Source organism: Streptomyces sp. NPDC088400, from assembly GCF_044753355.1.
Lineage (GTDB): Bacteria > Actinomycetota > Actinomycetes > Streptomycetales > Streptomycetaceae > Streptomyces.
Window position 1 is genome coordinate 1 of sequence record NZ_JBIVMZ010000021.1, and the last position, 17,014, is coordinate 17,014.

Here is a 17,014-nt window from a genome sequence, read left to right on the forward strand (position 1 = left end):
GTTACCGGCAGGTCGGGGTATCAACATATCTGGCGTTGACTTTTGGCACGCTGTTGAGTTCTCAAGGAACGGACGCTTCCTTTGTACTCACCCTCACGGGCTTTCCTCCGGGCGCTTCCCTTCGGTATTTCATTTTATTCTGTCTTGCAGTCTTGCTGTTCTGCTGTCTTGCGTTTCCGACTCTATCAGACTCTTTCGTGTCCGATTCCCCGTCGGAGCGGGGTTCGCTTTCCAGTTCTTCGCTTTCGCGTTTCCCTTTCCGGCGGTTCCGACTCTATCAGATCCTTTCGGGCCTGATTCCCAGTCAGCGGGAGGGTGTCTTCCCGGCTGTTGGGCCGTTCCGACGTTCCAAACCTTAGCGGATTCCGCAGGTGACTCATAATCGAGTCTTCGAAATGAATTTCGGCATGCGAAATTCTTCCCGACTGGGAGTCGTGCTGAGTTTTGGGTGCCGCTACTGCGGCGTGAGTGGTTGTCGCTGAACCGTTCCGGCTCCGTGACAACTCGAAGAACCTTACGGATCCGCCGGGGGCGTGTCAAACGAACCGTAAGAGGTCCCCAAGCCCCGTCCGTACTCCCCTAGTTCAGGTCGGTCAGGCGTCCACCGGCGTCAGGTTGGGCGTGTTCCACGCGGCGCAGGAGGCGGATCAGCATCTCGCCGAGCACTCCGCGTTCCTCCTCGGAGAGGTCCTGGAGCAGCTCCTCCTCGAACTCCGAGGCCATCCTCATCGCCGCCAGCCATTTCGTACGGCCCTCGTCCGTCAGCTCCACGATCACGCGCACCCGGTTGTTCTCGTCACGGTCTCGCGTGACGAGGCCTTCGCCCGCCATGCGGTCGATGCGGTGGGTCATGGCGGCCGGGGTGAGTCCGAGGCGCTTGGCGAGTTCGCCGGGGCCCAGGCGGTAGGGGGCTCCTGAGAGTACGAGGGTCTTGAGGACCTCCCACTCGGTGTTGCTGATGCCGAGGTCGGCGACCTGGCGGCCGTACGCGACGTTCATACGGCGGTTCAGCCGGCCGAGTGCCGAGACGACCTGTTCGACCTGGGGGTCGAGATCGCGGAACTCGCGCTGATACGCGGCGATCTGCTCGTCGAGGCTCGGTTCCTGGAGTCCCCGGTGGGTGGGTTTCTCGGGGGTGTCGGACATCGGGGCAGTATGCCACGCAGGCCACATGGCGTTGAAGTCCTTCCATGTGTATTGTTCAACTTCTAACTTTAGCTTTGAAGTCTTCAGACTTGAGTTCTTCTTGAGCTGTTCAGTCTTCCTTCGACCTTCTGAGGCAGGTGAGTGTGACCAGGGCGATGGGCGCTGCGATGCGCCGGATCCAGGCAGGGAACGCGCTGAGTGCGTTCGGACTCGGGTTCACGGTTCCGTATCTCTATGTGTATGTGGCTCAGGTGCGGGACCTGGGCGCGAGTACGGCGGGTGCCGTGCTGGCGGTCTTCGCCATGGCCGCGCTGCTCGTGCTGCCGTTCACCGGACGGGCCATCGACCGGCGCGGTCCGCTGCCCGTACTGGTGGGGAGCGCCGTACTGGCATCCGTCGGGGCGGTCCTCATGGGGCTGGCCGGGAACGTACCCGCGGTCGTGGTGGCCGGCGCGCTGCTGGGCGCCGGGACCGCTGTTCTCCAGCCCGCGCTGGGCACCCTGATCGTCTGGTGCTCGACTCCGTCGACCCGCACCCGGGCGTTCGCGACACAGTTCTTTCTGGCGAACCTCGGACTCGGCGTCGGCGGGCTGATCGGGGGGCAGATCGTCGACGAGAGCAGGTCGGGCAGCTTCACGTTGCTGTTCTCCGTCGAGGCCGTGATGTTCCTCGTCCTGGCGGGCGTGGCCGTCACGATCCGGTTGCCCCGGCCCGCTGCGCTCACCACCGGCCTCGACCTCCCGCAGGACACCCTGGCCCCGAGCGGCGGTGGGCTGCGGGCGTTGCTCGGTCATCGGGCCATGGTGCAGCTGTGTGTGCTGGGGTTCGTGTTGTTCTTCGCCTGCTACGGACAGTTCGAGTCGGGGCTGGCGGCGTACGGCACCGAGGCCGCGGGCATCGACCCGGCGACGCTCGGGATGGCGCTGGCCGCCAATACGGCGATGATCGTGATCGCGCAGTTCGCGGTGTTGCGGCTGGTCGAGCGGCGTCGGCGCAGCCGGGTGATCGCGGCGGTCGGGCTGATCTGGACCGTCGCCTGGCTCGTCGCGGGGTATGCGGGGCTCGGGCACGGCAGCGAGACGATGGCGACGGCGGCGTTCATCTCGACGTATGCCCTGTTCGGGCTCGGCGAGTCGATGCTGTCACCGACCGTCGCACCGCTGGTGGCCGATCTGGCGCCGCCGTCGATGATCGGTCAGTACAACTCTGTGTTCGCCCTGGTCAAGCAGCTCGCGCTGGCGGTCGGCCCCGCTGTGGGCGGGCCGATGGGGGCCGCGTTGCACGGCCCGTACATCGTGACGTTCGTCCTGTTCTCGCTCGGCGTGAGTGTTCTGGCGCTGCGGCTGGGCAAGCAGCTCACTCCCGTACAGGACCGGCCGGCGCTCCTGCCGGCCTCGCGGGTGGTCGTCCAGCACAAGCCCGGGGAGTCGGATGTCTCCGAGCCGTCGGATGTGCCGGAGCGGAAATCCGTCGGCTGACGCGGACGGCGTCCCGCACCTCAGTGGGGCAGCGCGAATTCGCACCACACGGCCTTGCCGCCGCCCGGTGTCCGGCGCGATCCCCAGGACGAGGCGATCGTCGCGATGATCGAGATACCGCGGCCCGCCTCGTCCACCGGTTCGGCGCGGCGGCGGCGCGGCAGGTGGTCGTCGCCGTCCGTCACCTCGATGATCAGCCGGCGGTCGGTGCGGCGGAGTCTGAGGCGCATGGGCGGGGTGCCGTGCTGGAGGGAGTTCGCCACCAGCTCGCTGGTGGCGAGCACGCCCAGGTCGCACAGTTCGACAGGGAAGCGCCAGGAAGCGAGCACCCCCGTCGCGAACGCGCGGGCGCGCGGGGCCGCCTCGATACCGCCGAGCAGGTCGAGCGCGGCGTTGTGGAACAGCTCCGCGTCCGGTCCCGTACGGGAAGGGTGCTGGAGGACGAGCACCGCGACGTCGTCGTCGTGGTCGGCGGCGATACCGAGGGAGCGGATCAGCCGGTCGCAGACGACCTGGGGTGAGCCCTGGGCGCCGGAGAGGGCACGCTCCAGGGAGGCGACGCCTTCGTCGATGTCCTCGCCCCGGCGCTCGACCAGGCCGTCCGTATAGAGGACGGCGGTGGAGCCGGGCGGCAGCGGGATCGAGCCCGAGGTGTGGAGCCAGCCGCCGGTGCCGAGCGGCGGACCCGTCGGGTCCTCGGCGCGCTGGACCGTACCGTCCTCGGCGCGCACCAGGATCGGCAGATGGCCGGCGGAGGCGTAGATCAGCCGGCCTTCGTTGGGGTCGTGGACGGCGTAGGCGCAGGTGGCGATCTGGCTGGCGTCGATCTCGGCGGCGAGGCCGTCGAGCAGTTGGAGTACTTCGTGGGGCGGCAGGTCGAGCCGGGCGTAGGCGCGCACGGCGGTGCGCAGCTGGCCCATGACGGCGGCGGCGCGCACGCCGCGTCCCATGACATCGCCGATGACCAGGGCCGTACGCCCGGCGCCGAGCGTGATCACGTCGTACCAGTCCCCGCCGACCGCCGCGTCCCCTCCGCCCGGCTGGTAGGTGGCGGCGACCCGTAGGTCGTCGGGCTGCTCCAGCTCCTGCGGGAGGAGGGAGCGCTGGAGGGTGACGGCGGTCTGGCGGTGTCTGCGCTCGCTGGTGCGCAGGCGCTCGGCCGCTTCGGCGTGGTCGGTGACATCGGCGGCGAAGACGAGGACGCCGCCGGTGCCCCGGCAGTCGACGGGGGTGCAGGTGATCGTGTACGAGCGTTCGCCGCGCGGGGCCGGGCCCGGGGGCGTCGCGCTCTTCTGGTCCGGGGTGGTGTCGTCCGTCTCCCGCTGTGCGTCCGGGGTCTGGACGCTCTGGACGGTCTGGACCTTGCGGGACTTGACCGTACGGGGCTTGCCGCTGCGCAGCACCTGGTCCAGCAGCGGGAGCAGACCCAGCTCGGCCAGCTCCGGGCAGCTCTCGGCCGCGGTGACGCCGACGGGACGCGGGCCGAAGGCGTCGGCGTACGCCTCGTTGACATAGGCGACACGGTGCTCGGGGCCGTACACGAGAGCGGCCAGGGCGGGCAGACCGCCGAGGATTTCCCGTACGGAGAGGTCTTCGAGGGCGGGGACGTCCGTCACGGGGTCGGGCTGCTGCTCGTACTCACCACGGGCCGCGGGCACGGACCCGCGGTCGGAGCGCGCGGCGGCGCGGCGCTGTGTACCGGGGAGCCGGGCGCTCCAACGCGTGAAATTCACGGATTCTCAGGCCTCATGGTGTCGTGTCGCTGTTCGTCTTGGCCGGGCCGGCCCGACTGGTCGGGCCGGGCATGTCGGACTGGTCGGGCTGGTCGGGCCGGGCGGATCGGGCTGGTCGGGTCGTCGGGGCCGGTTGCGCCGAGCTGGCCGGATCACTCTGTGCAGATGTGAGTCCACCTATGGTCACACGTCCAGTGTGACCGACCGCGCTGACAGGACATCGGTTGTCCACAGGCTGTGCGTCCTGCACCGCCTGTGCGCGGAGCGGCGGCCTCGGCCGGCCTTGTGGATGGTGGGCTCACATGTCGTGTGGATGGTGGGCGCAGGTGTCCGGTGAGCAGTGGGCTCAGGGCTTCTTGGGGCGTTCGCCTCCTGCGGCGAACTCGAATTCGGCGCGCGGGTGTTCCAGCGATCCGAGGGAGACGATCTCTCGTTTGAAGAGTCCGGAAAGGGTCCATTCCGCGAGGACGCGGGCCTTCCTGTTGAAGGTGGGGACACGGCTGAGGTGGTACACGCGGTGCATCAGCCAGGCCGGGTAGCCCTTGAGCTTCCGGCCGTAGACATGCGCGACACCCTTGTGGAGGCCGAGCGAGGCGACCGAACCGGCATATGCGTGACGGTAGTCCTGAAGGGGCTCACCGCGCAGGGAAGCCAGGATGTTTTCGGCCAGAACTCTCGCTTGCCGTACGGCGTGCTGGGCGTTGGGCGCGCATTCCTTGCCGGCCTCGTCGGCGGTCATGTCGGGGACGGCCGCCGCGTCGCCGGCCGCCCAGGCGTGCTCGGCGCCGTCGACGGCGAGCTTCGTCGTACAGCGCAGACGCCCTCGTCCGTCGAGGGGCAGGTCACTGGCGGCGAGGACGGGATGCGGCTTGACGCCGGCGGTCCAGACGACCGTACGCGTGGGGAAGCGGGCGCCGTCGCTCAGTACGGCGACCCGGTCCTCGCAGGAGTCCAGGCGGGTGTCGAGCCGTACGTCGATATTGCGGGCGCGCAGCTCACGGACCGCGTACGTGCCCATCTCCTCCCCGACCTCGGGGAGGATCCGTCCGGTGGCCTCGACGAGGATCCATTTCAGGTCGTCGGCCTTGATGTTGTGGTAATACCGCGAGGCGTAGCGGGCCATGTCCTCCAGTTCGGCGAGCGCTTCGACGCCCGCGAAGCCGCCGCCGACGAAGACGAAGGTCAGCGCGGCGTCCCTGATCGCCGGGTCGCGGGTGGAGGAGGCGATGTCCATCTGCTCGATGACATGGTTGCGCAGGCCGATGGCCTCCTCGACGCTCTTGAAGCCGACGCCGTGTTCGGCCAGACCGGGTACCGGGAGCGTGCGGGAGACGGAGCCCGGGGCGAGGACGAGTTCGTCGTAGGTGAGATCGACGGTGCCCGTTCCCTCCTCCTCGGAGCCGACGGTTCTGAGGGTGGCGGTGCGCGTGGCGTGGTCGATGGCCGTGGCCTCACCGATGAGGATCTTGCAGCCGGGCAGCACGCGGCGGAGCGGGACCACGACATGGCGGGGCGAGATGTTCCCGGCGGCCGCCTCCGGCAGGAACGGCTGATAGGTCATGTACGGGGCGGGTGATACCACGACCACCTCGGCCTCACCGCTCTTCAGCTGCCGCTGGAGGCGTAGCGCGGTGTACATACCGACGTAGCCGCCGCCGACAACGAGAATGCGCGCACCGGACGTGGGTGCGGGGGTCGTCCCCCCGGGGATCTCAGCCTTCACCATCCCATGACGCATCGGGCCCCGGTGTTTGTCCACAGCCGCGACAGATTGTGTGACCGGCGGCCGTCAGCGGGCCCGGGTGTGCAAAAGCGCGGGAATTGACGGAGGGACGCAGGTCAGCGGGTACGTGGAGGAGGGTGGCCGGGAGGTGAATCGGGCACCTTCCGGTCCTTGCTCCGATCGGGGGACGCGCCGGGCGGAACTACCCCCTTCTGAATTGACCCGGGCTCAACTATGTTCGTACTCCGTCGCAGTGTCGGCCAGGGGCTGGCCCGTGCACTCGGCTGTCAGGCTCAGGGTGGGGAGTCTCCGGGGGGAGACATCATTTCCGGGGGAACAGTTATGCACATTCACGGATTACAGGGGCAAGCTGCCGTCGGCACGGAGAGCGACGGACGGACTGGTCCCGGGGGTACGCCGGGTATCGCGGGCGCCGCGGGTGCGGGCACCGCGGGGACGATCGGTGCGGGCGCCGCAGGGACGCTCGGTGCCGGCGCGCTCGGTGGTGCGGGGGGTACCGGCGGGGCCGGGCGTCCGGCGCCGCTCCGGGTGGACGCACAGCGCAATCTGGAGCACGTACTGCGCGCGGCTCGCGAGGTGTTCGGCGAGCTCGGGTACGGGGCGCCGATGGAGGACGTGGCGCGCCGGGCCCGGGTCGGGGTCGGCACGGTCTACCGCCGGTTCCCGAGCAAGGACGTGCTCGTACGGCGAATAGCCGAGGAGGAGACGTCGCGGCTGACCGCCCAGGCGCGTACGGCGCTGGGGCAGGAGGACGAGCCATGGTCGGCGCTTTCCCGGTTCCTGCGCACCTCGGTGGCGTCGGGCGCGGGGCGGCTGCTGCCTCCGCAGGTGCTGCGGGTGGGTGTGGACGATGACGTGATGTCGGCGTCGGCGTCGTCGGCCTCGGCTTCGGCCTCGGTGTCCACGTCGCCGGGTGTCGCAGTGGCACGCGGCGGTAAGGACGAGGCGCGGGTTCCGCAGCAGCGGCAGGCCGGGCAGCCGGATCTTCGGGTGGTCGTACAGCGGCCGTCGGACGAGGACCTGGACACACCGGGCGCCGTCGAACTGCTGGAGGTCGTCGGTCAGTTGGTGGAGCGGGCGCGGGCGGCGGGTGAGCTGCGGCGTGATGTGACCGTGGCCGATGTCCTGCTGGTGATCGCGACGGCCGCGCCTTCGCTGCCGGACGCGGTGCAGCAGGCGGCGGCTTCCGCTCGGCTGCTGGACATCCTTCTGGAGGGGCTGCGGTCGCGGCCTGTGTGAGCGGTGGCCTGTGCGGGCGGTGGCTCTGCGCTGAGGCCGCTTGGGTGAGGCCCGCTCGGGTGAGGGGCGCCTGTGTGGATAACGGCCCGTGCGGGAGCTTGCGTTGAGGCGTCCGTGTGGGTGTCACGGCGCTCATCCCGGCTGTCGTCAGGGCTGTCGTCACGGTTTTCGTCGCTGATCCCGTCGCTGCCTCAGTCGCTGATTCCGTCCTTGACTCCGTCGTTGATTCGGTCGAACTGGCTTACTTCTAAACGGCGTTGATCCTTCCCCGAATGGGTGAAGGTTATGACCGCACTCCGGGAAACTTGCCCGGACGAGTGGTTGACGGGCCCGAAGGTCCGGGCGGCGTGGCGCGCTGTGACACTCTGACCCGGTGTTTCGGGTCAGAGTGTGCGTACGGGGGCTTCCGCGATGAGCGGTGACGGACGGGACGGGTCGCTCGGCGGCGGCACGGACGGCAGGACGGGCGGCGCTGCGGGGCCCGGCGGGTTGTCTTCCCCGCAGGTACCGAGTCAGGGCGGGCCCGGCGGCTCGGGAAGGCCGGGCGGCGACGGTGGATCCGGCATGTCCGGCGTGCCGACGCAGCGCGGGAGCGGGAACAGCATCGGGCCTTCCGGTGAGCCGTCGGCGGTCGAAGCACGATTGTCCGCACCGTCCGCGTCGGACGTCGATCTGATCCAGCGGATGCGGGACGGCGACGACAGCGCGTACGAGGAACTGTTCCGCAGGCACTCGGACGCGGTGCGCCGTTACGCCCGTACCTGCTGCCGCGACGCGCACACCGCCGACGACCTGACGGCCGAGGTGTTCGCCCGTACGTTGCAGGCGGTACGCGGCGGGGCCGGGCCCGAGCACGCGGTGCGGGCGTATCTGCTGACGACCGTACGGCGAGTTGCCGCCACCTGGACGAAGTCCGCGAAACGGGAGCAACTGGTCGAGGATTTCGCGGTGTTCGCGGCGCAGGCCGTGCACACCTCCGAGGTCTCCGAGGCGCAGACCCTCGATCTCGGCGCGGACGTCATGGCGATGCACGAGGCCGAACAGTCCATGGCCATGCAGGCTTTCCGCAGTCTGCCCGAGCGCTGGCAGGCGGTGCTCTGGCACACCACGGTCGAGGAGGAGTCACCGAGCGAGGTCGCACCGCTGTTCGGCCTGTCCGCCAACGCCACGGCGGTGCTGGCCCGTCGGGCGCGCGAGGGGCTCAAGCAGGCTTATTTGCAGGCGCATGTGAATGCCGCGCTCACCTCGGGCGGTGACTGCGCCCGGTATGCCGACCGGTTGGGGGCGTACGCCCGCGGAGGTCTGCGGATGCGTGCCGAGCGCGGGCTGCGCAAGCACCTGGAGGAGTGCGCCGAGTGCCGTCGCGCGGCGGGCGAACTGGCGCAGGTCAACAACGGGATCCCGGCCCTGCTTCCGGTCGCGGTCATCGGCTGGTTCGCCGCCGGTTATTCGCTCAAGGCCGCCGGGATCGCGGCGGGCGGCGCGGCGGGAGCGGCGGGAGCGGGTGCCGCCGCGGCGGCGACCGGTTCGACCGGTGGCGCCACGGGCGGAGCCTCCGGCGGCGGTTCGGCCGGCGGGGCCGCCGCGTCCGAGGGGGCCGCCGCCCCGGTGAAGGCCGGGATCGCGGCGCTGGTGGCCGTCGCGGCGGCCGCCGGTCTGGTGTACGCGCTCGTGCGTGACTCCCAGCCCGAGCCGAAGCCCGAGGCGAAGCCGCCGGCCGCGCAGCCCGTCGTACCGCGGGCCCCGGCCGACCCGGCCCCTTCGCCCGAGCCGTCGGCACCGCCCGCGCCGAAGCCGTCGCCCCCGAAGAAGCCCGCGCCGACCGCGACTCCCACCACGAAGCCGGCGCGCACTCCGGCGCCCGCCCCGAAACCCGAGCCCACACCCAGTTCGGCGCCCGCGAAGCCCGAACCGCCGGTGCCTTCCCCGCCGAAGCCGAAGCCGAGCCCGACGCCGCCTCCGGCGCCGAGCCCCAGCCCGAAGCCACCGGCCGTCCCGGCCGTCTATCAGGTGAACGAGCTGCCGTACGACGTGTCCGGTGACGGCTCCGACAGCTCCGGGCCGGAAGTACGGCTCGGTGGCAGCAGCTGGCTCTGGCAGCGTTCGTCGATGTCGGTCGGCGGCACCCACTACGGCCACGGCGTGACCACGCACGCCTCGTCCTCGGTGACCATCGACCTCAACCGCAGCTGCTCCAGCTACGCGGCCATGGCCGGGGTGGACGACATGACGCTCGGCCTGGGTTCCGTGCGCTTCTCCGTGTACGGCGACGGGGGGCGGCTCTGGCGCTCGCCGGTGGTGCACGGCGGCGACGCGGCCGTACCCGTACAGGTGGGGATCGCCGGGCAGCGGACCATCCGGCTGGTGGTCGAGCCGCATACGCCGTTCGACCGGGTGGCGCTCGCCGACTGGGCACGGTCGCGGATCAGCTGCGGCTGACAACGCCCCTGGGGCGGGCGGCTGTTCCGGATCAGGGGGCTGTTCCGGATGCTCCGGCGCGTAACGGCGCCCGCGCCTTGTGCTCCGGCGCGTACGGCACCCGCGCCCGCGCCTTGCTACTTCTGAAGCGTCCGCCTGCCGGACGGGACCACGCCGCCCGCCACCGCCCGCTGCCTCGGCGCCGCCGTCCCCGTCCAGCAGGTGCCCCGGCGGGACAGCAGCCGCCGCAGCCACAACTCCGTGGAGACCAGATCCGCGAGACCGTCCAGCGGTACCGGCTCGCCCTCGGCCGCAGCGCGCAGGGCCTTGCGTACGACGCGGGCCTCCACCAGGCCCGCGTCGGCCAGCAGTGGCGCGTCGAAGAGGGTGATCAGTTCGCCGACGGCCGCGCGCAGACCCACGCGGGTGGCGGCGGCCGAGCCGGCCCGGGACGTCGCGCCCCAGCCCGGCGGAAGGTCGTGGGTCCCGGCTCCGGCGAGGACGGTACGGAGCACCTCCGCGCGGGCGCCCGGCTGCACCCGTAGCGCCTCGGGGAGCTCGCGGCAGGCCCGTACGACCTGGTTGTCGAGGAAGGGGGCGTGCAACCGCTGGCTGCGGATCTCGGCGGCTTGTTCGAAGACGCGGTGGTCCGCCGCGTAACGGGCGAGGGCGGCGCGGGCGCGGGCCTCGCCGGGGCGCTGGACGGAGGTGGGCCGGGTCGCCGCGCCCAGCAGCCGAACCGATACTTCGGCGAGCGCCTCCCCCGTGAGCCAGCGCGCGGCGGGCCCGGGTCTGGACCAGGTGAGGGCGGCGAGTGAGGCGCTCAGCGGGCTGTTCGGCGCGGCGGACAGCGCGGCCCCACCGGCCCGACCGGCCCGATCGGCGCGGCCGGCCCGGTTGGCCTCGGGGAGCAGGGCAGCGGCCTGTTCGAGGCCGGTGCGGTACGGCGTACGGGCCAGGCGGCGGGCGGCCCGGTACACGGTCAGCGGGATGAACAGCGAGGACGGAGAGGGCCCTTCGGCCTTGGCGAGCGCCGTGACCGGGTGCACCAGGTGGCGTCTGCGCCGGTCGAGCAGCAGATCGGCCAGACGCGCCGGATGCGCGTCGAGCACCTCGCGCGCCCCCGCGCCGGTGAAGTGGTCGGCGCTGCCGGCTGCGAGTCTGCGCCGGTGCCGTTCGGCCGTGACGAGGGACGGGCCCGGCTCGTCGGTGAGCGGGCCCTCCAACTCGGCGTACGGCAGGGCCTCTTCGCCCGCCGCGACGACGACGTGGTGCAGCCGGGGGTTGGCGGCGATGGCGCGGGCCCGTTCCAGTTCGGCCTCGTCGCGGCCACCGGCGGACAGGTCGTTGAAGGTGACGGCGAGCAGCCGCTCCCCCGCGCCGGTGCCGTGCCCCAGGACCGTGCCGGGCGCCCCCGGCAGCCCCGCCGCGAGCAGCGCGAGGGTGCCGGACGCGCTGCCGCCCGACAGGTCGGCGCCGATCCCGGGGACCGGCGCCCCGCGGGCGGCGCGTCGTTCGGCGGGCCCCATGCCGGGGACCGGGCCCGGGTCGGGCGGCAGGGTCTCCGGGGCGTGGCGCGGGGCCAGGAGTCTCGCGCGTACGGATTCGACGAGTGCGTCCCGTATGCCCTCGACGGCCCGCTCCGGGTCCTTCTGGGGGCCGGCGACGGCGAGGGAGGCGACCGGTTCGTACCCGGTGATCTCCCGTGATCCCTCGCGCAGGACCAGCGCGTGGCCGGGCGGGATGCGTTTGACGCCGTCGTACGGAGTGGAGTCGCGCAGCGCCTCCGGGGTCTCGGGGCAGGCGAGCAGCGCGGCCAGATGCCCGATGTCCAGCTGGGCCTCGATGAGATCTGCGAGGGGCAGGGCGGCGGTGGCGTACGCCGTACCGCTCGCCCAGGGCGTGTAGAAGACGGGGCGCGCCCCGGCCAGATCGCCGGCGACGGTGATCCGGCGGCCGATCTGTGCGACGGCCGTGTAACTGCCCGGCCAGGCGGTGAGATGGCGCAGGGCGCCGCCGCGCGCGGCGAACAGCCCGACCCGCAGTTCGTCGTCGGTGGCCCCGCAGCAGCCGAGCACGGCGAGCCGGGTGAAGGGGTCGACGGTCACGACGCGGACCTCGTCGGGCCGCCAGTCGCCGACGGCCCAGAGCGGATCCGGGTCGCCCCACAGGAGTTGGGAGCCGACGGGATGCACGCTGCCGCCGTCGGAGTCGCCGACGGGCCCGACGGCACCGGCCGTGCCGAAACGCGCGGCGATACTGCTCCAACCCACCAACCAGCGCATCGCCGCCTCCACAGCCTGTGGACAAGTTGAGCCACGGCCCACACGACCAAACCGAAGCTCGAACCGAAGCCGTTCGGGGACATGCTGCCATGACAACAGCGCACAGGAGGGTCCGCGGAAGCGCGAGCGGGAAGTCGAATGCGCCCCTGGCATTCGCCATTTGGCGGAGATGTGGCCTTTCGCGGATAGGCAGCATTCAGCCAATCTCCGGACCGGGTACGGCTCTTCAGCACCGGCTCGCGTTCAGTCCGGGAGGCGGAAAACGCCTCCCGGACTGATCCACCGCCCGCGGGGATTGGGGCGGCGGTATCCCCCAGCCCACTGGTTCCAGTACGCAGCGGGCCGACCCACGCAGGACTCATGGAAGCGCTCTCGCTTCTCCGGGGCCAAGAGCGCACGGCCGGGCGCACGGCCACACGGGTGGAGCACGGCCCGCCGCTCGGGGCCCGCGGACGCCGTCCCCGCACGGACAACAATCCCGCCATACGGAAGTCCGCCCCTTAACGGTCGGGATGTGTCGAACTACGCTGGGTTTACGAATGCCGCGCGCCTATGCCGCGACGCGGCGGCCGTCTGTGTCGAGGGGTGGCGCATGTCCAGAGAGCTACGCGGGCCGAACGAGAAGCTCGGCACCGTTCTCGCCCTCGCGGGAATCAGCAACGCCGGTCTCGCCCGGAGGGTCAACGACCTCGGGGCGCAGCGCGGTCTGACACTTCGCTACGACAAGACCTCGGTGGCGCGATGGGTGTCGAAGGGGATGGTTCCGCAGGGTGCGGCGCCTCATCTCATCGCCTCCGCCATCGGGGCCAAGCTGGGACGCCCGGTCCCGCTCCACGAGATCGGTCTGGCGGACGCGGATCCGGCCCCCGAGGTCGGGCTCGCCTTCCCGCGCGACGTGGGTGCGGCGGTGCACGCGGCGACGGAGTTGTACCGGCTGGACCTGGCGGGCCGCCGGGCGGGCAGCGGGGGCATCTGGCAGTCGCTGGCCGGATCTTTCGCAGTGAGCGCTTACGCGACCCCCGCGTCCCGGTGGCTGATAACACCCGCCGACTCCTCGGTCGCCCGTGACGCGGCGGTCGCGGAGGCGGCGCAGGGAGCGCATGGAGGGGGCGGACAGGGCTCCGGGCCGGCCGGATCCCAGGCGGGAGGCCAGGGCGGTGGCCAGGGCGCGGACGGCACCGGGGAGATATCCCTGCGTGTGGGCCACAGCGACGTGGCCAAACTGCGGGAGGCCGCGTCCGACGCCCGGCGCTGGGACTCCAAGTACGGCGGCGGGGACTGGCGTTCATCGATGGTGCCGGAGTGTCTGCGGGTCGACGCGGCACCGCTGCTCCTCGGCGCGTACAGCGACGAGGTGGGCCGGGGGCTCTTCGGAGCGACCGCCGAACTGACCCGGCTGGCCGGCTGGATGGCCTTCGACACCGGGCAGCAGGAGGCCGCGCAGCGCTACTACATCCAGGCGCTGCGGCTGGCCCGCGCGGCGGCCGACGTACCGCTCGGCGGCTATGTCCTGGCCTCCATGTCGCTCCAGGCGATCTACCGCGGCTTCGCGGACGAGGGGGTGGACCTCGCGCAGGCGGCGCTGGAGCGCAATCGCGGGCTCGCCACCGCCCGCACGATGAGTTTCTTCCGGCTGGTGGAGGCGCGGGCGCACGCGAAGGCGGGCGACGGGGTGGCGGCCGGGGCGGCGCTGAAGGCGGCGGAGGGGTGGCTGGAGCGCTCGCGCGACGGCGACGCCGATCCGTCGTGGCTGGGCTTCTACTCGTACGACCGGTTCGCGGCCGACGCCGCCGAGTGCTATCGCGACCTGAAAGCACCGCGGCAGGCACGGCAGTTCACGGAGCAGGCGCTGTCGAAGCCGACGGAGGAGTTCGTACGCTCGCACGGCCTGCGGCTGGTGGTGAGCGCGGTCGCCGAGCTGGAATCGGGCAATCTCGACGCGGCATGCGCGGCGGGCACACGTGCGGTGGAGGTGGCCGGGCGGATCTCGTCGGCGCGGACGACCGAGTACGTACGGGATCTGCTGCACCGCCTGGAGCCGTACGGCGACGAACCGCGCGTGATGGAACTGCGGGAGCGGGCGCGACCGCTGCTGGTGGCGCAGGCGTAGCCGGGGCGGGGCAGGGGCGGGGACTGGGTCGGGCGGTTTCGGGGGCTGGTCCGGCTCGTAGATGTCCGTACGGCACTCGACGGCCGGAGCGCGGCACTCGGCGCCCGGAGCGCGGCGCCCGGAGCGCGTAGAGCACAGCGCCCGGAGCGCAGCGGAGTGCGCCGGTCGCGCCGGAGGCCACCGGACCGCGCCGCGATGCGCCGGTCCGCGCCGTGCGCCGGAGTCCGTCGGTCCGCGCCGGAGTGCACCGGCCCGCGTGGCAGGGCCGCCGGAGTCTGCCGGTCCGTTGTTCGGCGCTTGGGTTTAAGCGCGTTGTCAGCGGGCCAGTGCACTATCGGGGTGGGAGGTGAGACGCGATGCGCGGACGCGCTGGATTCGACTGCGATGTGCTGGTGATCGGCGGCGGCATCGTCGGCCTGTCGACGGCGTACGCGATCACGCGCACCGCCCCCGGCACCCGGGTCGTGGTGCTGGAGAAGGAGCCGGGCCCCGCACGCCACCAGACGGGCCACAACAGCGGCGTGATCCACAGCGGGGTCTACTACCGCCCCGGTTCGCTCAAGGCGCGGTTCGCGGTGCGCGGAGCCGCCGAGATGGTCAAGTTCTGCGCGGAGTACGGCATCGCGCACCGGGTCACCGGCAAGCTGATCGTCGCGACGCGCCGGGACGAGCTGCCCCGGCTGCACGCCCTGGTCCAGCGCGGCCGGGAGAACGGCATTCCGGTGCGGGAGCTGGGCCCGGCACAGATCACGGAGTACGAACCGATGGCGCGGGGCCTCGCGGCGATCCACGTCGGTACGACCGGGGTGTGCGACTTCACGGCGGTCGCCGGGCAGCTCGCCGAGTCGGCGACCGCGGCGGGGGCGTCCGTCCGGTACGGCGCGGAGGTCACCGCCATCGACCGCCGCCCCTGGGGAGTCGCGGTCCGTACGGCGTCCGGGGAGATCGTCAGGGCGCGGACGCTGGTGAACTGCGCCGGGCTGCAGTGCGACCGGGTGGCGCGGCTGGCGGGCGACGACCCGGGCATGCGGATCGTGCCCTTCCGGGGGGAGTACTACGAACTGGCCCGGCCCGGTCTCGTACGGGGGCTGATCTATCCGGTCCCCGACCCGGCGTTCCCGTTCCTCGGCGTGCATCTGACCCGGGGCATCGACGGCGGCGTCCATGTCGGGCCCAATGCCGTTCTGGCGCTGGCCCGTGAAGGGTACGCGTGGTCGGACGTACGCCTCGCCGAGCTGGCCGGCACCCTCGGCTGGCCGGGCTCCTGGCGGACCGCGCGCGAGCACTGGCGGTACGGCGCCGGCGAGCTGCACCGCTCCCTGTCGAAGCGCGCCTTCGCGACGGCGGTACGGCGCCTGCTCCCCGCGGTCACGGACGCGGACCTGCGCCCGGCACAGTCCGGCGTACGGGCCCAGGCGGTGCTGCGGGACGGCACGCTGGCCGACGACTTCCTGATCCGGCAGACCTCCCGCACGGTCCATGTGCTGAACGCCCCGTCCCCGGCGGCGACCGCGTCCCTGCCCATCGGCCGGGAGGTCGCGAGGCGGGCGCTGGCGGTGCTGGCGGAGGACTGAGCCGGGCACCGAAAACGGGGAGCGCGGCCCGGCTCCGTAGAATCGGAGCCATTGTGGCCGAGCGCGAGAAGACCGAGATGACCGAGATGGCCGAGATCACCGACGTGGGCACGACAGTCCGAACAGCCGAGATAGCCGGAACAGCCGTGACGGCTGAGGCGGCAGTGACGGCAGTGACGGCAGTGACGGCAGTGACGGCCGGAACCACCCACACGGCTGACACGGCTGACACGGCTGACACGACTGACACGGCTGACACGACTGACGCGGCCGAGGTGGCTGACGCGGCGGCCGAGACCGCCCCCGGGCCGGAGAACCGCACCCCGAGCGATTCGGCGCGCCACCCCGCGCCCGTGCCGGCGAACGGCGCCACGCCTGTGTCGGGGATCCGCACCGCGAGCCGGATGTTCCCGGACGGCACCGGCCCCGCCGCCGACCCCGCCGGATCCCACTTCGAGCGGCGCATCCGCAGCTTCCAGCCGCGCCGGAGCCGGGTGACCCTCGGCCAGGGCGACGCCCTGCGGCGGCTGTGGCCCGACTGGGGTCTGGACATCGACGGGCAACGCGTCATCGACCTGGACGAGATGTTCGGCGGTCTTCCGGTCGTCCTGGAGATCGGGTTCGGGATGGGCGAGGCCACCGCGCGGATGGCCGCCGACGACCCCGCCACCGGAATCCTCGCCGTCGACGTGCACACCCCGGGCCAGGGCAACCTGCTCCGCCTCGCGGAGGCGGACGGCCTGTCCAACATCCGGGTGGCCAACGGTGACGCGATCATCCTGCTCCGGGAGATGCTGCCGTCCGGCTCCCTCGCCGGGATGCGGGTCTACTTCCCCGACCCCTGGCCCAAGAAGCGGCATCACAAACGGCGGCTGATCCAGCCGGAGTTCCTCACGCTGGCGGCGGAGAGGCTGAGGCCCGGGGCCGTGCTGCACTGCGCGACGGACTGGGAGCCGTACGCCGAGCAGATGCTGGCGGAGCTGACCGCGCACCCCGGGTTCGAGAACACCCAGCGCGATGGCGGCTATGCGCCACGGCCGGCCTTCCGTCCGCTGACCCGGTTCGAGGGACAGGGGCTGGACAAGGGGCATGTCGTGCATGACCTGCTGTTCGGGCGCGTACGGGAACCGCTCGTCTCGTAGCCGGACCCGGTCGGCACGGTTGCCCTCACCGGCGGCCATGGCTCCAGTACCGGCAGCCATGGCTCTCCTACCGGCAGCCATGGCTCTCCTACCGGCAGCCATGGCACTCGTATCGGCAGCCATGGCACTCGTACCGACAGCCATG

General features: G+C 71.8%; 10 protein-coding genes. 6 read left to right on the plus strand and 4 right to left on the minus strand.

From position 1 onward, the window contains the following. Window positions 1-579 precede the first annotated feature (579 nt). Entirely contained in the window at window positions 580-1,146 is a 567-nt protein-coding gene (locus ACIQD6_RS33915) for a MarR family winged helix-turn-helix transcriptional regulator (RefSeq protein ID WP_401890273.1), read from the minus strand. 167 nt (window positions 1,147-1,313) lie between these two features. On the opposite strand from ACIQD6_RS33915, the gene ACIQD6_RS33920 reads away from it, so the two are divergent. Beyond that, window positions 1,314-2,624 (plus strand): MFS transporter, encoded by a 1,311-nt coding sequence (locus ACIQD6_RS33920; protein ID WP_401890454.1) that lies wholly within the window; start codon window positions 1,314-1,316, stop codon window positions 2,622-2,624. Between the two features lie 20 nt (window positions 2,625-2,644). On the opposite strand, the gene ACIQD6_RS33925 is transcribed toward ACIQD6_RS33920, so the two are convergent. Next, window positions 2,645-4,357 (minus strand): SpoIIE family protein phosphatase, encoded by a 1,713-nt coding sequence (locus ACIQD6_RS33925; RefSeq protein ID WP_401890276.1) that lies wholly within the window; start codon window positions 4,355-4,357, stop codon window positions 2,645-2,647. 346 nt (window positions 4,358-4,703) lie between these two features. Continuing rightward, window positions 4,704-6,083: an NAD(P)/FAD-dependent oxidoreductase gene (locus ACIQD6_RS33930; RefSeq protein ID WP_401890278.1), complete on the minus strand. Its 1,380-nt coding sequence runs from the start codon at window positions 6,081-6,083 to the stop codon at window positions 4,704-4,706. 339 nt (window positions 6,084-6,422) lie between these two features. Between ACIQD6_RS33930 and ACIQD6_RS33935 the strand changes: the two genes are divergently transcribed. Continuing rightward, complete coding sequence (locus ACIQD6_RS33935) at window positions 6,423-7,340, plus strand: TetR/AcrR family transcriptional regulator (protein ID WP_401890280.1); 918 nt, start codon at window positions 6,423-6,425, stop codon at window positions 7,338-7,340. Between the two features lie 411 nt (window positions 7,341-7,751). Continuing rightward, window positions 7,752-9,779 (plus strand): sigma-70 family RNA polymerase sigma factor, encoded by a 2,028-nt coding sequence (locus ACIQD6_RS33940; RefSeq protein WP_401890282.1) that lies wholly within the window; start codon window positions 7,752-7,754, stop codon window positions 9,777-9,779. 116 nt (window positions 9,780-9,895) lie between these two features. Here ACIQD6_RS33940 and ACIQD6_RS33945 read toward each other — a convergent pair whose 3' ends face one another. Then, window positions 9,896-12,043 (minus strand): asparagine synthase-related protein, encoded by a 2,148-nt coding sequence (locus ACIQD6_RS33945; protein ID WP_401890283.1) that lies wholly within the window; start codon window positions 12,041-12,043, stop codon window positions 9,896-9,898. Window positions 12,044-12,635: 592 nt separating this feature from the next. On the opposite strand from ACIQD6_RS33945, the gene ACIQD6_RS33950 reads away from it, so the two are divergent. The 3 genes from ACIQD6_RS33950 to trmB all read left to right on the plus strand — a co-directional run bounded on the left by ACIQD6_RS33950 (window position 12,636) and on the right by trmB (window position 16,869). Continuing rightward, window positions 12,636-14,153: an MFS transporter gene (locus tag ACIQD6_RS33950; RefSeq protein WP_401890286.1), complete on the plus strand. Its 1,518-nt coding sequence runs from the start codon at window positions 12,636-12,638 to the stop codon at window positions 14,151-14,153. 356 nt (window positions 14,154-14,509) lie between these two features. Continuing rightward, on the plus strand, window positions 14,510-15,727 hold the full coding sequence (gene lhgO, locus ACIQD6_RS33955) for an L-2-hydroxyglutarate oxidase (RefSeq protein ID WP_401890289.1): 1,218 nt from the start codon (window positions 14,510-14,512) through the stop codon (window positions 15,725-15,727). A 404-nt stretch (window positions 15,728-16,131) separates the two neighbouring features. After that, on the plus strand, window positions 16,132-16,869 hold the full coding sequence (gene trmB / locus ACIQD6_RS33960; protein WP_401890457.1) for a tRNA (guanosine(46)-N7)-methyltransferase TrmB: 738 nt from the start codon (window positions 16,132-16,134) through the stop codon (window positions 16,867-16,869). The last annotated feature ends 145 nt before the right edge of the window (window positions 16,870-17,014 follow it).